The organism is Pseudomonas fluorescens (assembly GCF_900636825.1).
Taxonomy (GTDB): domain Bacteria; phylum Pseudomonadota; class Gammaproteobacteria; order Pseudomonadales; family Pseudomonadaceae; genus Aquipseudomonas; species Aquipseudomonas fluorescens_BG.
The window spans coordinates 61,340-79,599 of sequence record NZ_LR134318.1 but is presented as its reverse complement, the minus strand read 5'-3'; the positions used below and the strand labels follow the sequence as shown (position 1 = coordinate 79,599).

At 60.1% G+C, this 18,260-nt stretch carries 18 protein-coding genes; 9 read left to right on the top strand and 9 right to left on the bottom strand.

Annotated elements, in window-relative coordinates:
* Positions 1 to 47: 47 nt before the first annotated feature.
* Both EL257_RS00380 and EL257_RS00375 read right to left on the bottom strand, forming a co-directional pair.
* A complete protein-coding gene (locus tag EL257_RS00380; RefSeq protein ID WP_126358850.1) occupies positions 48 to 722 on the bottom strand; it encodes a methionine ABC transporter permease in 675 nt (224 codons plus the stop codon).
* Positions 722 to 1,729 carry a methionine ABC transporter ATP-binding protein gene (locus EL257_RS00375; protein ID WP_126358849.1) on the bottom strand — a complete coding sequence of 336 codons (1,008 nt, stop codon included), beginning with the start codon at positions 1,727 to 1,729 and terminating at the stop codon, positions 722 to 724. Before EL257_RS00375 ends, EL257_RS00380 begins: the two co-directional genes overlap by 1 nt.
* A 262-nt stretch (positions 1,730 to 1,991) precedes the next feature.
* Between EL257_RS00375 and katE the strand changes: the two genes are divergently transcribed.
* Positions 1,992 to 4,133 carry a catalase HPII gene (gene katE, locus EL257_RS00370; protein WP_126358848.1) on the top strand — a complete coding sequence of 714 codons (2,142 nt, stop codon included), beginning with the start codon at positions 1,992 to 1,994 and terminating at the stop codon, positions 4,131 to 4,133.
* 110 nt (positions 4,134 to 4,243) lie between these two features.
* Here katE and EL257_RS00365 read toward each other — a convergent pair whose 3' ends face one another.
* The 4 genes from EL257_RS00365 to EL257_RS00350 are packed head-to-tail and all read right to left on the bottom strand — an operon-like array spanning position 4,244 to position 7,043.
* A complete protein-coding gene (locus EL257_RS00365) occupies positions 4,244 to 4,957 on the bottom strand; it encodes a PA5502 family lipoprotein (RefSeq protein ID WP_126358847.1) in 714 nt (237 codons plus the stop codon).
* A 37-nt stretch (positions 4,958 to 4,994) separates the two neighbouring features.
* Positions 4,995 to 5,783 (bottom strand): zinc ABC transporter permease subunit ZnuB, encoded by a 789-nt coding sequence (znuB, locus tag EL257_RS00360; RefSeq protein WP_126358846.1) that lies wholly within the window; start codon positions 5,781 to 5,783, stop codon positions 4,995 to 4,997.
* Entirely contained in the window at positions 5,776 to 6,561 is a 786-nt protein-coding gene (znuC, locus tag EL257_RS00355; protein ID WP_126358845.1) for a zinc ABC transporter ATP-binding protein ZnuC, read from the bottom strand. The genes znuB and znuC overlap by 8 nt, the downstream gene beginning before the upstream one ends.
* Positions 6,561 to 7,043 carry a Fur family transcriptional regulator gene (locus EL257_RS00350; protein ID WP_126358844.1) on the bottom strand — a complete coding sequence of 161 codons (483 nt, stop codon included), beginning with the start codon at positions 7,041 to 7,043 and terminating at the stop codon, positions 6,561 to 6,563. The genes znuC and EL257_RS00350 overlap by 1 nt, the downstream gene beginning before the upstream one ends.
* 57 nt (positions 7,044 to 7,100) lie before the next feature.
* Between EL257_RS00350 and znuA the strand changes: the two genes are divergently transcribed.
* The gene (gene znuA, locus EL257_RS00345) at positions 7,101 to 8,030 is read left to right on the top strand and encodes a zinc ABC transporter substrate-binding protein ZnuA (RefSeq protein ID WP_232013055.1); all 930 of its coding nucleotides are present in this window, start codon (positions 7,101 to 7,103) and stop codon (positions 8,028 to 8,030) included.
* Positions 8,031 to 8,110: 80 nt separating this feature from the next.
* On the opposite strand, the gene EL257_RS00340 is transcribed toward znuA, so the two are convergent.
* A complete protein-coding gene (locus EL257_RS00340) occupies positions 8,111 to 9,064 on the bottom strand; it encodes a homoserine kinase (RefSeq protein WP_126358842.1) in 954 nt (317 codons plus the stop codon).
* Between the two features lie 53 nt (positions 9,065 to 9,117).
* Entirely contained in the window at positions 9,118 to 9,408 is a 291-nt protein-coding gene (locus EL257_RS00335; protein WP_126358841.1) for a DUF2782 domain-containing protein, read from the bottom strand.
* 74 nt (positions 9,409 to 9,482) lie between these two features.
* On the opposite strand from EL257_RS00335, the gene polA reads away from it, so the two are divergent.
* Positions 9,483 to 12,287 (top strand): DNA polymerase I, encoded by a 2,805-nt coding sequence (polA, locus tag EL257_RS00330; protein WP_126358840.1) that lies wholly within the window; start codon positions 9,483 to 9,485, stop codon positions 12,285 to 12,287.
* 282 nt (positions 12,288 to 12,569) lie between these two features.
* Here polA and yihA read toward each other — a convergent pair whose 3' ends face one another.
* Entirely contained in the window at positions 12,570 to 13,214 is a 645-nt protein-coding gene (yihA, locus tag EL257_RS00325) for a ribosome biogenesis GTP-binding protein YihA/YsxC (RefSeq protein WP_126358839.1), read from the bottom strand.
* Positions 13,215 to 13,405: 191 nt separating this feature from the next.
* Here yihA and EL257_RS00320 point away from each other — a divergent pair, with 191 nt between their 5' ends.
* From EL257_RS00320 to EL257_RS00295, 6 genes are read left to right on the top strand one after another with little or no spacing between them, the layout of a single operon-like run.
* Entirely contained in the window at positions 13,406 to 13,696 is a 291-nt protein-coding gene (locus tag EL257_RS00320) for a c-type cytochrome (protein ID WP_126358838.1), read from the top strand.
* A gap of 43 nt (positions 13,697 to 13,739) precedes the next feature.
* Complete coding sequence (locus tag EL257_RS00315) at positions 13,740 to 14,351, top strand: c-type cytochrome (protein ID WP_126358837.1); 612 nt, start codon at positions 13,740 to 13,742, stop codon at positions 14,349 to 14,351.
* 21 nt (positions 14,352 to 14,372) lie between these two features.
* Positions 14,373 to 14,603 (top strand): hypothetical protein, encoded by a 231-nt coding sequence (locus EL257_RS00310; protein WP_126358836.1) that lies wholly within the window; start codon positions 14,373 to 14,375, stop codon positions 14,601 to 14,603.
* A 3-nt stretch (positions 14,604 to 14,606) separates the two neighbouring features.
* Entirely contained in the window at positions 14,607 to 15,248 is a 642-nt protein-coding gene (locus EL257_RS00305; RefSeq protein ID WP_126358835.1) for a thiol:disulfide interchange protein DsbA/DsbL, read from the top strand.
* 14 nt (positions 15,249 to 15,262) lie between these two features.
* On the top strand, positions 15,263 to 16,141 hold the full coding sequence (locus EL257_RS00300) for an endonuclease/exonuclease/phosphatase family protein (protein ID WP_126358834.1): 879 nt from the start codon (positions 15,263 to 15,265) through the stop codon (positions 16,139 to 16,141).
* Positions 16,138 to 18,198, top strand: coding sequence for a GGDEF domain-containing protein (locus EL257_RS00295; RefSeq protein WP_126358833.1), 2,061 nt, complete (start codon positions 16,138 to 16,140; stop codon positions 18,196 to 18,198). Before EL257_RS00300 ends, EL257_RS00295 begins: the two co-directional genes overlap by 4 nt.
* The last annotated feature ends 62 nt before the right edge of the window (positions 18,199 to 18,260 follow it).

Below are 18,260 nucleotides of genomic sequence, written 5' to 3'. Positions count from 1 at the left end.
GCGCTCGCCAGCTTATGGCCAGCGCCTCTCTCGATGATCGAAACCAGTTATTTGCGCGAGAAATGCACGACCAGACGGTCGCCGACCATTTGCAGCACTTGCACCAGGATCAACAGCAACACCACGGTGACGATCATGACGTCAGTCTGGAAACGCTGGTAACCGAAACGGATCGCCAAGTCACCGAGACCACCGGCGCCCACCACACCAGCCATCGCCGTGTAGGACACCAGTGTAATCGCTGTCACCGTAATCGCTGCGAAAATGCCTGGACGGGCTTCCGGCAGCAAGGCGTTCATGATGATCTGCCGCGTAGTCGCGCCCATCGACTGGGTCGCTTCGATGATGCCGCGATCGACTTCACGCAGTGCAGTTTCCACCAGACGCGCGAAGAACGGTGTGGCGCCGACCACCAGCGGCGGAATCGCACCGGCCACGCCCAACGAGGTGCCGGTGATCAGCACGGTGAACGGGATCATCACGATCAACAGGATAATGAACGGCAGCGAGCGCAGAATGTTCACCGCCAGCGACATCACCGCGTAGAGGCCACGGTTTTCCAGCAATTGACGTGGGCTGCACAAAAACAGCAACACACCCAGCGGCAACCCGAGCAACACCGTAAACAGCAGCGAACCACCGAGCATGAGCATGGTGTCGCCGGTGGCCAGCCAGATTTCGTACCAGTCGATATTGGTGAAGAAACTCATCAGGTCTTCCATCAGCGCAACACCTCCATGTGAACGTCAGCGGCGGTGAAGCGGGCGAACGCCGCTTCCATGTCGCCACCGGTGACGGCGAGGGTCAGTTGCCCGTACGGAATGTCTTTGATGCGGTCGATACGACCGGCGAGGATGCTGTAGTCGACGCCGGTTTCCCGGGCGACGGTGCCGAGCAACGGCGCGTAGGTCGCTTCGCCCTGGAAGGTCAGACGCACGATGCGCCCCGGCACGTGTGCAAAATCGTCACGCTGCTCGCTTTCGTCGATCTGCTCGCTTTCCTGAACGAAACGCTTGGTAGTCGGATGCTTCGGATGCAGGAACACCTCGGCCACCGAACCTTGCTCGACGATCACGCCGGCATCCATCACCGCGACCTGATCGCAGACGCGACGGATCACATCCATCTCGTGGGTGATCAGGACGATGGTCAGTTTCAGCTCGCGGTTGATCTCGGCCAGCAATTGCAGGACCGACGCCGTGGTCTGCGGGTCGAGAGCACTGGTGGCCTCGTCGCACAGCAGAATTTTCGGCTTGGTCGCCAGTGCACGGGCGATGCCGACGCGCTGCTTCTGGCCGCCGGACAATTGCGCCGGGTATTTCTTCGCGTGGTCAGACAGACCGACCCGCGCCAGCAATTCAGCCACGCGCTTGTCGATGTCACTGCCCGACAGCTCACCGGCCAGCGTCAGCGGCAAGGCAACGTTGTCGGCCACGGTCTTGGAGGCGAGCAGATTGAAGTGCTGGAAAATCATCCCGACCTGCTGGCGGAAACGGCGCAGGCCGTTGGCGTCCAGTGCGGTGACTTCTTCGCCGTCGACGATGATCTTGCCGCCACTGGAGTCTTCCAGGCGATTGATCAGACGCAGCAGGGTACTTTTTCCCGCACCGGAATGGCCAATCAGGCCGAACACCTGGCCATTCTCGATGGCGAGACTGGTCGGGTGCAGCGCGGGAATATCCTTACCGGCGACGCGGTAAGTTTTGTGGACGTTTTGAAACTCGATCACGTAGCGAACCTTGTGGGGCGCGTTAGAAAAGGATCAGCGGTTAGCCGGGCGCGCATTTTAGCCTGTCCGTATAGAGGTTCTTAGCATTTATTTCGCAATTAACCTTCAATTTGGCAATAACGCGATCAAAGGTCAGATAAACGGAACGGCTAAAACTCTCATCAGTCACTAAGTAAGCGACTTGAAACCCTGGGTGCCGTGCCCGGGAATCACTCAAGGGTCTTCGGAAGGCATCCGGGGCCAAACGAGGAGTTTACGTCTGATGAGCATCAAAAAGCCTGCACCTGATAAAAGCGAGATGGCCGGGACCGATACCCAGGATCGCGCCAACACCAATACCAAGCTCGACAGCCTGGAAAAATTCCGCTCTGACGCTACCGGTCAGGCGCTGCGCACCAATCAGGGTGTGAAGATTGCCGACAACCAGAACACGCTCAAGGCCGGACCCCGTGGCCCGTCGCTGCTGGAAGATTTCATCATGCGTGAAAAGATCACGCATTTTGACCATGAGCGGATTCCGGAGCGCATCGTCCACGCCCGTGGCACCGGCGCGCACGGTTTCTTTCAGGCTTATGAGAACCATGCGGCGCTGACCAAGGCTGGTTTCCTACAGGATCCGGGCAAGAAAACCCCGGTGTTCGTGCGCTTTTCCACCGTGCAGGGCCCACGCGGTTCCGGCGATACCGTGCGTGACGTCCGTGGCTTTGCGGTGAAGTTCTTCACCGACGAGGGCAACTTCGACCTGGTCGGCAACAACATGCCAGTGTTCTTCATTCAGGACGCAATCAAGTTTCCCGATTTCGTACACGCGGTAAAACCCGAGCCGCACAACGAAATTCCTACCGGCGGCTCGGCGCACGACACCTTCTGGGACTTTGTTTCGCTGGTGCCGGAATCGGCGCACATGGTGATTTGGGCGATGTCCGACCGGGCGATCCCGAAAAGCCTGCGCAGCATGCAGGGCTTCGGCGTGCACACCTTCCGCCTGATCAATGCCGAGGGCAAATCGCGCTTCGTCAAATTCCACTGGCGCCCGACTGCCGGCACCTGCTCGCTGGTTTGGGACGAGGCGCAGAAACTCGCCGGCAAGGACACCGACTACCACCGTCGTGACCTGTGGGAAGCGATCGAGATGGGCGACTACCCGGAATGGGAATTGGGCGTGCAGATCGTCGAAGAGGAAAACGAACACGACTTCGATTTCGACATTCTCGACCCGACCAAGATCATCCCCGAAGAAATCGTGCCGATCACGCCGCTGGGCAAAATGACCCTCAACCGCAACCCGGACAATTTTTTCGCCGAAACCGAGCAGGTCGCGTTCTGCCCTGGCCACATCGTGCCGGGCATCGACTTCTCCAACGACCCGCTGCTGCAAGGTCGGCTGTTTTCCTACACTGACACGCAAATCAGCCGACTCGGTGGGCCGAACTTCCATGAGCTGCCGATCAACCGCCCAGTTGCACCGTTCCACAACGGTCAACGCGATGCCCAACATCGCACCACCATCGACAAGGGCCGCGCTTCTTACGAGCCTAATTCGATTGACGGCGGCTGGCCGAAAGAAACCCCGCCGGCAGCACAGGACGGTGGGTTCGAAAGCTATCCGGAGCGCATCGACGCGGCGAAGATCCGTCAGCGCAGCGAGTCGTTCAGCGATCACTTCTCCCAAGCGCGGCTGTTCTTCAACAGCATGAGCGACCACGAGAAAGAGCACATCATCGCCGCTTACAGTTTCGAGCTGGGCAAGGTCGAGCGGGAATTCATTCGTGCCCGTGAAGTGAACGAGATTCTGGCGAATATCGACCTGACCCTGGCCAAACGCGTTGCGGAAAACCTCGGTTTGCCAGCGCCAGCCAAAGGCACGGTCGAAGTGCGCAAGACCTCACTGGAACGCTCGCCGGCGCTGAGCCAGGCCAACCTGCTGCCCGGCGACATCAAGACGCGCAAAGTGGCGATTCTCGCTGCCAATGGGGTTGACGGTGCGGCCATTGATGCGATGAAGAAAGCCCTGGAAGCCGAAGGTGCTCACGCCAAAGTGCTCGGCCCGACCTCGGCTCCGGTGAAAACCGCTGATGGCAAGGCGTTGCCGGTGGATGCGTCGATGGAAGGCATGCCGTCGATTGCCTTTGACGCGGTATTTGTGCCGGGCGGCGCGGCGTCGATCACGGCGCTCAGCGGTGATGGCGTGGCGTTGCACTACCTGCTGGAGGCGTACAAGCACCTGAAGGCGATTGCGCTGCAGGGTGAGGCCAAGCAACTGCAGGATCTGCTGAAACTCGACGCTGATGCGGGGTTGCTGCAAGGCAAGGATGTCACCGCGTTGACCAAGCCGTTCTTCGCCGCGATTGGCGAGCATCGGGTTTGGGCGCGGGAGCCTAAGGCCAAGGCGATTCCAGCGTAAAAGCAAAAGATCGTCCGAAACGCGGCCCGAGCCTTCGGCAGCTCCTACAGGATGTACTCGATCCCATGTAGGAGCTGCCGGAGGCTCGGGCCGCGTTTGGACGATCTTTTTTACGGCTTACGCGGGCTTAAAACCATCTGCGCCGGCACTGTGCGCAAGATCTGCTTCTCAATCTGCAAATCAAAATCAGGATTGAGCTTTTTGACTCGCTTGGTCAGCAGGGTCGCCAGCCACGGATAATCCGCGGTGCGCGGGGCCTGAATGCTGACAGCGCATTCATAATTCACCACATCGGCAGCGATCGCATCGAGCTGTCGCTGCAGCTTATGGATATCAGCGATATTCAACGCAACCGTGGTGCTTTCGGCCGTCGGGTCGATCACCTTGGCTTTCGGCCGGGCTTCGGCAGCCATCAATGCGGCTTCAGCCTTTTCCAGCTCGGCCTTGCGCGCTTCGGTGATGGCACCGTTGACGCCACCGGTCAGCGCCGGCGCCTTGGGCATCAGGGCCCGGGCGCGGCTCAATGCAGTGGCGGCAGCGTTCACATCGCCTTTCTGCAGGACAATCTGGCTGCGGCGCAAATACGCCTCGGCCAATTGCCGCTGGTACTGCTCAAGGGATTGATCGTTAGGGGTTTGGGCTTGCAACGTGGCCAACTGGTCTTCGGCAGTGGCCAGTTCACTGGTGGCCAAGCTTTGCTCCAGCTGTGCGATGGCCGTAGCCCGCGCATCGGGGACTTCAGCCACCGGCGGGGTACTCTGGCAGGCACCCAGCAGCACTGAAAATGCGACAAGGAGCAGATAACGGGAGGCGAACGGCTTCATTCCTGCGACTCTCTATTTGCGCAAAAAGCGGCCAAGTCTACACCCCACGACGGGGCAGAACAAAACTCAACAGAAACAGTGCGGCCGCCGTCACTACGATTGACGGCCCCGCCGGGGTGTCCTTGAACCACGACATCGCCAGCCCGCCGCACACCGCGAGCATGCCCAGCAGGCTCGCGCCCAGCGCCATCTGCTCCGGCGAGCGGGCGTGACGCTGTGCCGCAGCCGCCGGGATGATCAACAGCGAAGTAATCAGCAACACACCGACGATTTTCATCGCCACCGCGATCACCACGGCGATCAACAGCATCAGCGCCAGACGCAAACCGGCCACCGGCAAGCCCTCGACCCGGGCCAATTCCTCGTGCACGGTGACCGCGAGCAGTGGTCGCCACAGCGTCACCAGCAACACCAGCACTGCAGCGGTTCCGCCGAGAATCCACGCCAGGTCGCTCGGACTGATCGCCAGCAGGTCACCGAACAGATAGGCCATCAGGTCGATCCGCACTTCATGCATGAAGCTTAGTACCACCAGGCCGAGAGAGAGCGTGCTCGGCGCGAGAATTCCCAAAAGCGTGTCAGACGCCAGTGGCTGGCGCTGTTGCAACGTCACAAGCAACACCGCCAACAGCAGGCAGCCGACCGTGACCGCAACTGTCGGGCTGACATCCAGCAGAAAGCCCAGTGCCACACCGAGCAGCGCGGCATGGGACAAGGTGTCGCCGAAATACGCCATTCGCCGCCAGACCACGAACGAACCGAGCGGCCCGGCCACCAGCGCCAGCGCCAGACCTGCAAGCAGGGCATACAACAGAAAATCAGCCATGCTTGCAGCCGTCTCCATGAACGTGAGGTTGCCCGCTCACCGGGCCTTTGACCACCGAACCGTGCAGGTCATGAGCGTGGTCGTGATGGTGATGATAGATCGCCAGGCTCGGCGCGTTCTTGCCGAACAGCTCGACAAATGCCGGATCGCCGCTGACCTGCTCGGGATGTCCGGAGCAGCAGACGTGACGGTTGAGGCAGACCACCTGATCGGTGGTGCTCATCACCAGATGCAAATCGTGGGAGACCATCAGCACGCCGCAACCGTGACGGTCGCGCAGACGCGTGATCAGGCTGTACAGCTCGGCTTGGCCAGCGACGTCAACGCCTTGCACCGGCTCGTCGAGTACCAGCAACTCTGGCTCACGCAGCAGTGCCCGGGCCAGCAGCACACGCTGCATTTCGCCGCCGGAAACACTTTGCACCGGGCTGTCGATGACGTGTTCGGCGCCAACTTCTTTCAACGCGGCCAGGGCGCGCGGGCGATCAACGCCGGGGACCAGGCGCAGAAAGCGCAGCACCGACAGCGGCAGTGTCGGATCGACGTGCAATTTTTGCGGCATATAGCCGACGCGCAGTTTCGGCTTGCGCCAGACGCTGCCGCTGTTCGGCTTCAACAGGCCAAGCACGGCGCGAACCAGAGTGGTCTTGCCCGCGCCGTTGGGGCCGATCAGGGTGACGATCTGCCCCGGCTCGACACTCAGCTCGATATTGTCCAGCACGGTCTGCCCGGCAAACGTGACTGCGACCTGTTCCAGACGGATCAGCGCATTGCTCATCAGGCCCCCTGGCAACCGGAGCACAGGCCGACGACTTCGACGGTCTGCGCTTCGACGATGAAACCGACGTCTTTGGCGCTGTTGATGATCGCGTCGCTGATCACTTTTTGCTCAAGTTCGATAGCCGCGTGGCAGGTGCGGCAGATCAGGAACTGGCCCTGATGCGCGTGCTCAGGGTGAACGCAACCGACAAAAGCGTTAAGCGATGAGATGCGATGCACCAGACCGTTTTCCAGAAGGAAATCCAGCGCGCGGTACACGGTAGGCGGCGCAGCACGGCGGCCATCCTGCTCGCTCAACACCGCGAGAATGTCGTAGGCGCCCAGCGGCTTGTGACTCTGCCAGACCAATTCCAGCACCCGGCGGCGCAGAGCGGTCAGGCGCAAGCCTTTCTGCGCGCACAAGGTATCGGCCTCGGACAATGCGCTGTGCACGCAATGTGAGTGGTCGTGGGGACGGCTGGCGATCGGTGTAATAGGCATTGGCGGCGACGAGATTTGATAGAGACGTTATTATGTTACCCGTTCTCGCCTCATTGAGTGGTCATCGTGTCCCGACTTTTTTCTGTTTTTGTGGCTTTTGTTGCCAGTTTTCTGCTGATCGGTACGGCTCAGGCCGAGGTCAAAGTCCTTACCAGCATCAAACCGTTGCAGCTGATTGCGGCGGCTGTGCAGGACGGTGTGGCGATTCCCGAGGTACTGCTGCCGCCGGGTGCTTCGCCGCATAATTACGCCCTGCGCCCATCCGACGTACGGAAGGTGCAATCGGTGGACCTGCTCTACTGGATCGGTCCGGACATGGAAGGTTTTCTGCCACGGGTGCTGAATGGTCGCACGCAGCCAAGCGTCGCGGTGCAGGATCTGCCGGGGCTCAAGTTGCGCCACTTTGGTGAAGACAACCATTCCCACGCCGAAGAGGCCGACGAGCACGATCACGATCATCGCCCAGGCTCGCTCGACGCGCACTTGTGGCTGTCACCGGTCAATGCACGGGTGATCGCCGACAAAATGGCCGCCGATCTTAGCGCCGCCGATCCGGCCAATGCCGAACGCTATCAGAGCAACGCCAAAGCCTTTGATGAGCGCCTCGACGCACTGGATCAACGCTTGAAGAAGCGTCTGGCCGGCGTAGAAGGCAAGCCGTACTTCGTGTTTCACGAGGCGTTTGATTATTTCGAGGACGCTTACGGCTTGAAGCACGCCGGGGTGTTTGCCGTGGCCGCCGAAGTGCAGCCGGGCGCGCAGCACGTCGCGGCGATGCGCCAACGCTTGCAGGAAGTGGGCAAGACCTGCGTGTTCAGCGAGCCACCACTGCGCCCGCGTTTGGCGGAAACCCTCGTCGCAGGCCTGCCGGTGAAACTGGCTGAGCTGGATGCGTTGGGCGGATACACCCCGGCGACGGCTCAGGGGTATGAGCAGGTGCTGGAAAAGCTGGGCAATGATCTGGCCGGCTGCCTGGAATCGTTGTAGCCCATAGAAAAGATCGCAGCCTGCTGCAGCTCCTACATGTGACCTCTGTAGGAGCTGCAGCAGGCTGCGATCTTTTGATCTTAAAGGGCAAAAGGCAACGGTGTATGAATCTGCTGCCGCTGCGCCAAGCGCTGTTCGAACTCCTGCGGATCGTGAATCAGCACGTCTTGCCCGGCGAACTGTTCGGCGGCAATCAAGCGTGACAACCAGAACCGCACACAGGCCACGCGCAACATCGTTGGCCACAACTCCGCCTCCGCCGCGGTGAACGGCCGCAGCGCCGCGTATGCGCCGAGAAATGCCCGGGCACGCGGGCCATTGATCACGCCCTCCTCGTCCGAACACCAGTCATTCAAGGCAATCGCCACGTCGTACAGCATCGGCCCCGAGCAAGCGTTATAGAAGTCGATCAACCCGGTCAGGTGCGTGCCTTCGAACATCGCGTTATCGCGGAACAGGTCGGCGTGAATGTTCGCTCGCGGCAATGCGAGGATCTTGTCCTTGCGTTCGCTGATTTCGTTCAGCGCCTTTTGCAGCAAAGCGCGCGGTTCATCGCTCAGGTGCGAGAGAAACTCAGTGCCCTCCTCCAGCATCCAGTCCAGACCACGATCGGTCTTGCGCTTGATCATGCGTTCGCCCTGAGTCGCCAGGTGCAGATGCGCCTGCAACTCGCCAACCTGCGCGCAATGCTGGGCGTTGGCGACCTTGATGTGTTTGCCGGACAGGCGCGGTTGCAACAGCGCCGGTTTGCCTTTGAGTTCACGCAACGCCACGCCCTCAGTGGTGCGCAGGGCGTAAGGCACCGGCAGATCAGCTTCGTGCAGCACATCGAGCAGATCGATGAAGAACGGCATCTCCTCCACCGAGCCGCGCTCGACAAGGGTCAGGACGAATTCGCCCTGCTCCAGGCTGATGAAGAAATTGGTGTTTTCGCTACCAGCGGCGATCCCCTGGAAATCAAGCAGGCGGCCGAGCCCGTATGGGGCGAGAAAGGTTTCCAGCTCAGGCCGAGCCAGGGGAGTGAACACAGACATGTCTTAACTGCCAGTACGGGCGCCGCAACGGCGACGCCGGGTGAATTGAACACTTACTTCCATTCGAAAATCCTCCATGACGGAATCAGCATATCCGGCTGATCCGAGCGGATGAAGTTGGCATCCGTCCCGTCGGCACGCACGAGAAAGTACGGCGGCGCGCCCTTCGGCGTGACCTTGATCGCATACAGGAAACCGTTTTGTCGGTACTCCTGAATGGTCTTGTCGCCCTCCGTGCGGATGGTGACTTCAGGGTCGCCGCCCGGCGCATCATCCGCCGCCATCGCAGCCAGTGGTGAGACAGCGATCAAACCGACCAGCAGCAAGCGATTTAACGTACGCATGATAACCTTATCCCTTTGTCGTCAACGGTCCCGCTATTCTAGCGCCGGACCCGCCGAAAAGGTTGATCCTGCTCATGAGCCAAGCCCCCCTCGTCCTGGTGGACGGTTCGTCTTACCTGTACCGCGCCTTCCATGCATTGCCACCACTGACCACGTCCAAAGGCCTGCCGACCGGTGCGGTCAAAGGCGTGCTGAACATGCTCAAGAGTCTGCGCAAGCAGTACCCGGACAGCCCGTTCGCCGTCGTGTTCGATGCCAAGGGTGGGACATTTCGCGATGAGATGTACGCCGAATACAAAGCCAATCGCCCGAGCATGCCGGACGACATGCGCGTGCAGATCGAACCGCTGCACCAAAGCGTGATCGCCCTCGGCTTCCCGTTGTTGTGCGTCGACGGCGTCGAGGCTGACGACGTGATCGGCACCCTTGCGCGCAGCAGCGCGGCGGCGGACCGCCCGGTGATCATCTCCACCGGCGACAAGGACATGGCGCAACTGGTCGACGGTCACATTACCTTGGTCAACACCATGTCCGGTAGTTCGATGGACGTGGAAGGCGTGAAGGAGAAATTCGGCGTCGCACCGGAGCAGATCATCGATTATCTGGCGCTGATGGGCGATTCGTCCGACAACATCCCGGGCGTTCCGGGCATCGGCCCGAAGACTGCGTCCGGCCTGCTGGTCGGCGTCAATGGTGGCCTGAAAGAGTTGTACGAGAATCTGCACATCGTGCCGACGCTGCCGATTCGTGGCGCGAAAAACCTGCCGGCCAAGCTCGAAGAGCACAAGGAAATGGCGTTCCTTTCCTATCAACTGGCGACGATCAAAATCGACGTGCCGCTGGACATCGAACTCGACGATCTGCAGATGGGCGCCGAAGACCAGGCCAAGCTCTACGAGCTGTACACCCTGCTGGAATTCAAAAGCTGGATCAACGATCTGGATCGCGACGCCAAGCGTCTGGAACTGAGCGCCGCCGCCGAGCCTGCGCCGGCCGGCGATCTGTTCGACGCGCCAGCGGAGCAAGCGCCCGCCGCCCCGATTGAAGCCGCGTACGAAACCATCCTTGATCAGGCGCGCTTCGATGTCTGGCTGGAAAAGCTCAACAACGCCAAGCTGATCGCCTTCGACACGGAAACCACCGGCATCGACGCGCAGCAGGCGCAACTGGTCGGCCTGTCGTTTGCGGTGCAGGCCAACGAAGCGGCGTATATCCCGTTGACTCACTCCTACATCGGCGTGCCGGAGCAACTGGATCGCGACACCGTGCTGCGCGCGCTCAAACCGATCCTCGAAGATGCGAACAAGCTCAAAGTCGGCCAGCACGCCAAGTTCGACATGAATATCCTGGCCAACTGCGCCATCGGCGGCGACCAGAGCCAAGGCATCACGGTGCGCGGCATCGCTTTCGATACCATGCTCGAGTCTTACGTGCTCAACTCCACTGCCACTCGTCACGATATGGACAGCCTCGCGCAAAAGTACCTCGATCACACTACGGTGAGCTTCCAGGACATCGCCGGCAAAGGCGCCAAGCAACTTACGTTCGATCAGATCGCCCTCGAACAGGCCGGCCCGTACGCTGCCGAAGACGCAGACATCACCCTGCGTTTGCACCAGACGTTGTTTGAAAAACTCAACGCAATTCCGAGTCTGGCCAGCGTGCTGACCGATATCGAGATTCCGCTGGTGCCAGTGCTGGCGCGTATCGAACGCCAAGGCGCGTTCGTTGACGCCGAACTGCTGGGCATCCAGAGCATCGAGCTGGGCAACAAAATGGTTGCTCTGGAGCGCGAAGCGTTCGAGATCGCCGGGGAAGAGTTCAACCTCGGCTCGCCGAAGCAATTGGGCGTGATTCTTTACGAAAAGCTCGGCTTGCCGGTGCTGAAGAAAACCGCCAAAGGCCAGCCGTCCACCGCCGAAGAAGTTCTGGCGAAGCTCGCCGAAGAAGATCACCGCTTGCCGAAGGTGCTGATGGAGCATCGTTCGATGAGCAAGTTGAAAAGCACCTACACCGATCGCTTGCCCGAGCAGATCAACCCGCGTACCGGGCGCATCCACACTTCGTATCATCAAGCCGTGGCCTCGACCGGGCGCTTGTCCTCCAGCGATCCGAACCTGCAGAACATTCCGGTGCGAACCGCTGAAGGCCGGCGCATTCGTCAGGCCTTCGTAGCGCCGAAAGGCTACAAACTGCTGGCGGCGGACTATTCGCAGATCGAACTGCGGATCATGGCCCACCTGTCCAAAGACGAAGGCCTGATGAATGCGTTCCGCAACAATCTCGACGTGCACACCGCGACCGCTGCCGAAGTGTTCAAGGTCGAACTCAATGAAGTGACGTCGGATCAGCGCCGCAGCGCCAAGGCGATCAACTTCGGCCTGATCTACGGCATGGGCGCACAGAAGCTGGGCAAGGACATCGGCGTCGACACCAAGACCGCCAAGGCCTATATCGACACTTACTTCGCCCGTTATCCGGGGGTTCGCGAGTATATGGACCGAACCCGCGCGCAGGCGGCGGATCAGGGCTATGTCGAGACATTCTTCGGGCGTCGCCTGTACTTGCCGGAAATCAATTCCAACAAACCGCAGGAACGCGCCGCCGCCGAGCGCACGGCGATCAACGCCCCCATGCAGGGCACGGCAGCGGACATCATCAAAAAAGCCATGGTGGCTGTGGATAACTGGCTGGCGACGTCCGGGCTGGATGCCCGCGTCATCCTGCAGGTGCACGACGAACTGGTGCTGGAGGTTCGCGAGGATCTGGTCGAACAGGTTAGCGCCGAGATTCGCCTGCACATGAGCGAAGCGGCGAAGCTGGACGTGCCGCTGCTGGTTGAAGTGGGTGTAGGCAATAACTGGGATGAGGCGCACTGAGCCCATTTGAAACCGGCATTGCCGCGGCTGGAAGTCGCGGCAATGCCGATGCCACCGGCTTATTTCAAAAAGCGCTAAAGACTATTCCAAAGCTTTTTTAAAAAAATCTGAACTAATCTGGCAAGCGAACACTCAGAGGTACTGAATGGCTGGTGAAGCCCTTCGATGCTCCTATGTTGTGTTAAGTGTTGGCAGATATCTGAACCCCGCCCTAGCGGTTCGGAACTTAAACCCCGGAATTCTCCCTCCCCAATGAATCCCGGGGCTTTTTTTGCCTGCGATTTACTCAGCAGGCAATTCAGCGCCTTTGTCCGCCAGCTCCATCCAGTTCGCCAACACAGTGTAGGCCTCTTCCAGGCCCATGCGTTTTGGCGCCGAAAAAAGCTGGATGGTGACCAGATCACCCCAACCCTTGCGAATTTCCGACTGCACTTTGAGTAGAGTGTTCTTGGCGGCGCCGTAGGTCAGCTTGTCGGCCTTGGTCAGAAGAATGTGCATCGGCATTCCGGCGGCGACGGCCCAGTCGAGCATCAACAGGTCGAAGTCGGTCATTGGATGACGGATGTCCATCATCAGGATCAGCCCTTTCAAACTCTCGCGGCCACCGAGGTAGGCCTCAAGGTGACGCTGCCAGTGCATCTTCAGCGGGATCGGTACTTTTGCATAACCGTAGCCCGGCAGGTCGACCAGACGGCGATCTTCGTCTAGCTTGAAGAAGTTCAACAGCTGTGTGCGACCCGGAGTTTTCGAGGTGCGCGCCAGGCTGGCGTGAGTCAGGGTGTTCAGGGCGCTGGATTTGCCAGCGTTGGAACGCCCGGCAAATGCCACTTCGAAGCCTTCGTCGTCAGGGCATTGATCGACTTTGGCGGCACTGAGCATGAATGTGGACTGTTGGCACAGGCCGAGGATGGGATTCTTGAGTTGCATGGGATTTCCGATGTGGGCGGCGCCGGGATTGGGCGCGGAACGCGGTGTCGCTTCCGTTTCAGTGACGCCAGTATATAATGCCGCAGATTTTGTGTGTGCTTTGTCCCAGCGAAGGATGAAGTTCACGAGAGCGACAGACCTTGATTGCGCATCAGAACGCAGAACGCTCTCAACCCTGAATAGGTCGTTTTATGACGAAATGGCTGCTGGCTGCCGGAGTCTTGATGCCGCTTTACAGCGCACAGGCTACACAGGATCCGGAAGCAGTGTACAACCGTGTTTGTGCTGCCTGTCATTCTGGCCAACTGCCCATGGCGCCCAAAAGAGGCGATCAGGAAGCTTGGACGCCGAGGTTGGCGAAAGGTATGGGGACGCTGGTGCAACACGTGACCCAGGGTTTCAAGGCGATGCCGCCGCGTGGTTTGTGCATGGACTGCAGTGCCGAGGATTACCAAGCCATCATCCTTTGGATGAGCGAGTAAACCCGGTCCATAACTTAACCCTTAGCCGTAGTTGGATTAGCTGATGAAGAAATTGATCGTGAGTCTGCTGTTGACCGTGGGAATCTCAGGCTTCGCGCATGCTGCCGGGGATGCCGCAGCAGGCCAGGCGAAAGCCGCCGTCTGCGGAGCCTGCCATGGCCCGGACGGGAACAGCATGGCGCCAAACTTTCCGAAACTGGCGGGTCAGGGTGAACGCTACCTGAACAAGCAATTGCACGACATCAAGTCGGGCAAGCGCGTCGTTCTCGAAATGACCGGGCTGCTGACCAACCTGAATGATCAGGATCTGGCCGACATCTCCGCTTACTTCGCCAGCCAGAAAGGCAGCGTCGGCGCCGCCGATCCGAAGATCGTCGCTCGCGGTGAAGCGCTGTTCCGCGGCGGCAATCTGGAAAAAGGCCTGCCAGCCTGCACCGGTTGCCACTCGCCAAATGGCGCCGGCAACGCCCCTGCCGGTTTCCCGCATCTGGGTGGCCAACACGCTCAATACATCGCCAAGCAACTCACCGACTTCCGCAAGGAAGAGGCTGGACGCACCAATGACGGCGACGCGATGACCATGCGCACCATCGCGCGCAAGCTGAGCGACGAGGACATTGCTGCAGTCTCCAGTTACATTCAGGGTCTGCACTAAGCGCGCCGGGGCGAGCGCTGGATGAAGGCTGAAGATCAAAAGATCGCAGCCTTCGGCAGCTCCTGCAGGGAGTTACGTGATTTAATGCAAGAGCGCAACGTTAACGCTCGATTAATCCGTCGCAGCAAGTATAAAAAGGGTGGCTTTGGCCGCCCTTTTTTGTGGCCGCTGCCGTTACACTACAGCACTCATGCCCGCCAGGATCTGTCTGAAAACAGGTCGCGCGAGGCGACCAAAATTGTCCAGGAGTAAAGCATGCGTAATCTGATCATCAGCGCCGCCCTCGTCGCTGCCAGCCTGTTCGGCGTCACCGCTCAGGCCGCCGAAGCCCCTGCCGCACCTTACGTCGAACTGGCCAACCCGGTGCCGGTGGCAGAGCCTGGCAAGATCGAAGTGGTCGAGCTCTTCTGGTACGGCTGCCCGCATTGCTATGCCTTTGAGCCGGTGATCAATCCATGGGTTGAAAAACTGCCTTCCGACGTCAACTTCGTGCGCATTCCTGCCATGTTCGGCGGCCCGTGGGATGCTCACGGCCAGATGTTCCTGACGCTGGAAGCAATGGGCGTCGAGCACAAGGTGCATGCCGCGGTATTCAACGCGATCCAGAAAGAACACAAGAAGCTGACCGATAAAAACGATATGGCTGACTTCCTCGCCACCCAAGGCGTGGACAAGGACAAGTTCCTCGCCACCTTCGATTCCTTCGCGATCAAAGGCCAGATCATCAAGGCTCGCGAGCTGGCCAAGAAATACGAGATCACTGGCGTGCCAACCATGATCGTCAATGGCAAGTACCGCTTCGACATCGGCTCCGCCGGTGGTGCCGAGCAAGCGTTGCAACTGGCTGACCAACTGGTCGCCAAAGAGCGAGCGGCAACCAAGGCTGCTGCCAACTAAGCGCGGCGACTGCCATGCGCGGCTGGAAATCCGCACGCGTCGTTGGCCTGCATGACCCGCAGGTCAACGAACATCATTTGGCGGCCACAGGCCTGCCTGCGGACCAGCGTCTGCGTTTGCTCAGTTTCAACATCCAGGTCGGCATCAGCACCGAGCGCTATCGCCATTACCTGACCCGTAGCTGGCAGCATCTGCTGCCGCACACCGGGCGCTCAGGCAACCTGCAAAAGATCGGCGACCTGCTTGGCGACTTCGATCTGGTCGCCCTGCAGGAAGCCGACGGCGGCAGCCTGCGTTCGGGCTACGTCAATCAGGTCGAACACCTCGCCCATCTCGGCGCGTTCCCCTACTGGTATCAACAACTCAATCGCAATCTCGGTCGACTGGCCCAGCACAGCAATGGCGTGCTCAGTCGCCTGAAACCGTGGGCGATCGAGGATCACCCGCTGCCCGGCCCGAAAGGACGCGGCGCGATCCTGCTGCGTTTCGGCGAAGGTCCGGAAGCGCTGGTAGTGGTCATGATGCATCTCGCGCTCGGAGCGCGAACGCGCAGCCTGCAACTGGCCTACATTCGCGATTTGATCGGCGGCTACAAACATCAAGTATTGATGGGTGACATGAACACCCATGCCAGCGATCTGCTACAAGATTCACCGTTACGCGATCTCGGCTTGCTGGCCCCGCAGGTGGAAGCGACTTTCCCCAGCTGGCGCCCACAGCGCTGCCTTGATCATATTTTGCTCAGCCCGACCCTGACGCTGGAAAAGGTCGAAGTGCTGGCGCAACCGATTTCCGATCACCTGCCGGTCGCGGTAGAGATTCGTCTGCCGGGTTCGCTCACGGCCGATGCATTGCCCGCGTTGAGTCCTGCCCTTCGCGGAACCCCTGAATGAGCGACGAAGCCCAGCGCTGGAAAGAAAAGTACCTCAAGAGCATCGAACAGCAGGACAAACTCGAACGACGCTGGGCTGCACGACTCGACCTGCTGCGTCGCGGTCTGGTGCGCAGCACGCTGGCCGCTGAGGGCACCGACAAAGCCGTTGACCAGTGCATGAAAGAGATGCGCGAGGTGGTGCGCACCGACGACATGGACGCCGGCCTCGCCGCGCTGCTGCCACGCCTGGAAAAAGCCGTGCTCGACTCCGAGCAGCGCCGGGAAACCCGCATCGATCAGGTCAGCTCGGCACTGACGGCGCTGGTCACGCAACTGCAAGCGTTGCCGCTGCCACGCGAAGTCGCGCAACCGCTGAAGAAATTTGCCAAACAACTGGACGCACGCGTCAGTTCGGCGCGGGAAATGCCGCTGCTGTTGAGTGAGCTCAGTGGCTTGCAGGGCAAGGCCTTGAGCCAGTTGGACACGCCTGCCGAGCCGGGACGCCCGGGTTTGTTGCAGCGCTTGTTCGGCAGCCGTGATCAAGAAGACGCGCCGGTTGAGTCTCCGGGAATCGTTGAAGCCGAGCCTGCCGCTGCGGCGGCGCAGGACGAAACGGAAAAACCGAAAACGGCTCCTGTCGCAGCCTCTGAACCAGCACCGGCACCGGCCGCTGTCGAAGTTCAAGCACCCACGCTGCCCATCGAGACAGCGCCGCCCTCTGAAATTCAACAGGCGCAGCCAGCCGCGGTTGTTGTGCCACCGACGCCGGTCAGCGAAGCCATAGGCGATCCGCTCGAAGCCGACGTTGCTCCCGTTGAGGCTGCGCCCGAGTTCGTCGCGCAAATCACCCCGCCACCGGTGGCTGCAGTTGCCTTCAACCCCGACGAGTTGCTGCAGCCCGGTGATCCAACCCCGCCGCCCTTTGCCAGCCTGCCACTGCCCGAACCCATCGCGCAGGCCGTGGCTGCCATCGATCCGGAGCAGTTCGAGCAAGAAAGTCTTTTTGCCCTGCCGGATTCCCCGGAGCCGTCGTACAGCTCGGTGGCCCGGCATATCGAAGACACCCTGATCGGTCTGCTCGACGATCTGACTCTGCCGGAGCGCCACCGCCCGCAAGCCGAAGCGATGCGCGAGCGCCTGAAACATGGTTTGAACTGGTACGAATTACTGCCGATCCTCGATGACCTCGCCACGTTGATGCTGGCGATTACCGACAGCGGTCAGCACGAATTCGAAGCGTATCTGCAGCAACTCAACGAACGCCTCGAAACATTCCAGAGCAATCTGCAAGCCGCCAGTGAAGGCCATGCCGACAACAGCTCGGCAGCGCGGGCAATGGACTCGCAGATCCGCGAGCAAGTCGACGGTTTGCAGACCAGCGTCCAGGAAGCGGCGGATCTGGACGACCTCAAGCAAGTGCTGGAAAACCACCTCGAAGGCCTGCTCGGCACCATGGATCAGCATCAAAAGCAGCGTGATGCTCGCGAGCAGGAAGTCGCGACAAGACTCAAAATTCTTTCCGAACGCGTCGCACACATGGAACAGGAAGCCCAGGGCTTCCGGGAAAACCTCGAAGTGCAACGCCAGAAAGCCATGATCGACCCTCTCACCGGCTTGCCCAATCGGGCTGCATGGAGCGAACGACTCGAACATGAGATCAGCCAATGGCAGCAACACGGCAACACCCTGAGCCTGGCCATGCTCGACCTTGATCACTTCAAAAGGATCAACGACAACTACGGTCACCTGGCTGGCGATAAAGTGCTGAAGATCATCGCCACGGTGCTCCGCAAACGCCTGCGCGTCTCGGATTTCATCGCCCGCTTCGGCGGTGAAGAGTTCGTTCTGTTACTGCCTGCGACCCCGCAATCCGTAGGCGCGAAACTGTTGGAGACTCTGCGCGCGGCAATCGAGGCGTGCCCGTTTCATTTCAAGGGCGAGCGCGTGACGATCACTATTTCCATGGGCCTCGCAGCGTTCAAGCCGGGAGAACACAGCGATCTTGTGCTCAAGAGAGCCGATCAGGCGCTGTATCGGGCGAAAAATGCAGGACGCAATCGGGTGGAGCTCGGCTGACGCAATTGTTCCATTTTGTTTAATTCGACTCGTCAAGCATCGGCCGGCAAATCCGTACGTTA

Coding starts and splice junctions, on each gene's coding strand:
- EL257_RS00310 (WP_126358836.1), top strand. CDS start 14,373: ATGAAGGCTGAAGATCAAAAGATCGCAGCCTTCGGCAGCTCCTGCAGG.
- EL257_RS00380 (WP_126358850.1), bottom strand. CDS start 722: ATGGAAGACCTGATGAGTTTCTTCACCAATATCGACTGGTACGAAATC.
- polA (WP_126358840.1), top strand. CDS start 9,483: ATGAGCCAAGCCCCCCTCGTCCTGGTGGACGGTTCGTCTTACCTGTAC.
- EL257_RS00335 (WP_126358841.1), bottom strand. CDS start 9,408: ATGCGTACGTTAAATCGCTTGCTGCTGGTCGGTTTGATCGCTGTCTCA.
- znuB (WP_126358846.1), bottom strand. CDS start 5,783: ATGGCTGATTTTCTGTTGTATGCCCTGCTTGCAGGTCTGGCGCTGGCG.
- EL257_RS00305 (WP_126358835.1), top strand. CDS start 14,607: ATGCGTAATCTGATCATCAGCGCCGCCCTCGTCGCTGCCAGCCTGTTC.
- EL257_RS00350 (WP_126358844.1), bottom strand. CDS start 7,043: ATGCCTATTACACCGATCGCCAGCCGTCCCCACGACCACTCACATTGC.
- znuC (WP_126358845.1), bottom strand. CDS start 6,561: ATGAGCAATGCGCTGATCCGTCTGGAACAGGTCGCAGTCACGTTTGCC.
- katE (WP_126358848.1), top strand. CDS start 1,992: ATGAGCATCAAAAAGCCTGCACCTGATAAAAGCGAGATGGCCGGGACC.
- EL257_RS00300 (WP_126358834.1), top strand. CDS start 15,263: ATGCGCGGCTGGAAATCCGCACGCGTCGTTGGCCTGCATGACCCGCAG.
- EL257_RS00295 (WP_126358833.1), top strand. CDS start 16,138: ATGAGCGACGAAGCCCAGCGCTGGAAAGAAAAGTACCTCAAGAGCATC.
- EL257_RS00340 (WP_126358842.1), bottom strand. CDS start 9,064: ATGTCTGTGTTCACTCCCCTGGCTCGGCCTGAGCTGGAAACCTTTCTC.
- EL257_RS00320 (WP_126358838.1), top strand. CDS start 13,406: ATGACGAAATGGCTGCTGGCTGCCGGAGTCTTGATGCCGCTTTACAGC.
- EL257_RS00365 (WP_126358847.1), bottom strand. CDS start 4,957: ATGAAGCCGTTCGCCTCCCGTTATCTGCTCCTTGTCGCATTTTCAGTG.
- EL257_RS00315 (WP_126358837.1), top strand. CDS start 13,740: ATGAAGAAATTGATCGTGAGTCTGCTGTTGACCGTGGGAATCTCAGGC.
- yihA (WP_126358839.1), bottom strand. CDS start 13,214: ATGCAACTCAAGAATCCCATCCTCGGCCTGTGCCAACAGTCCACATTC.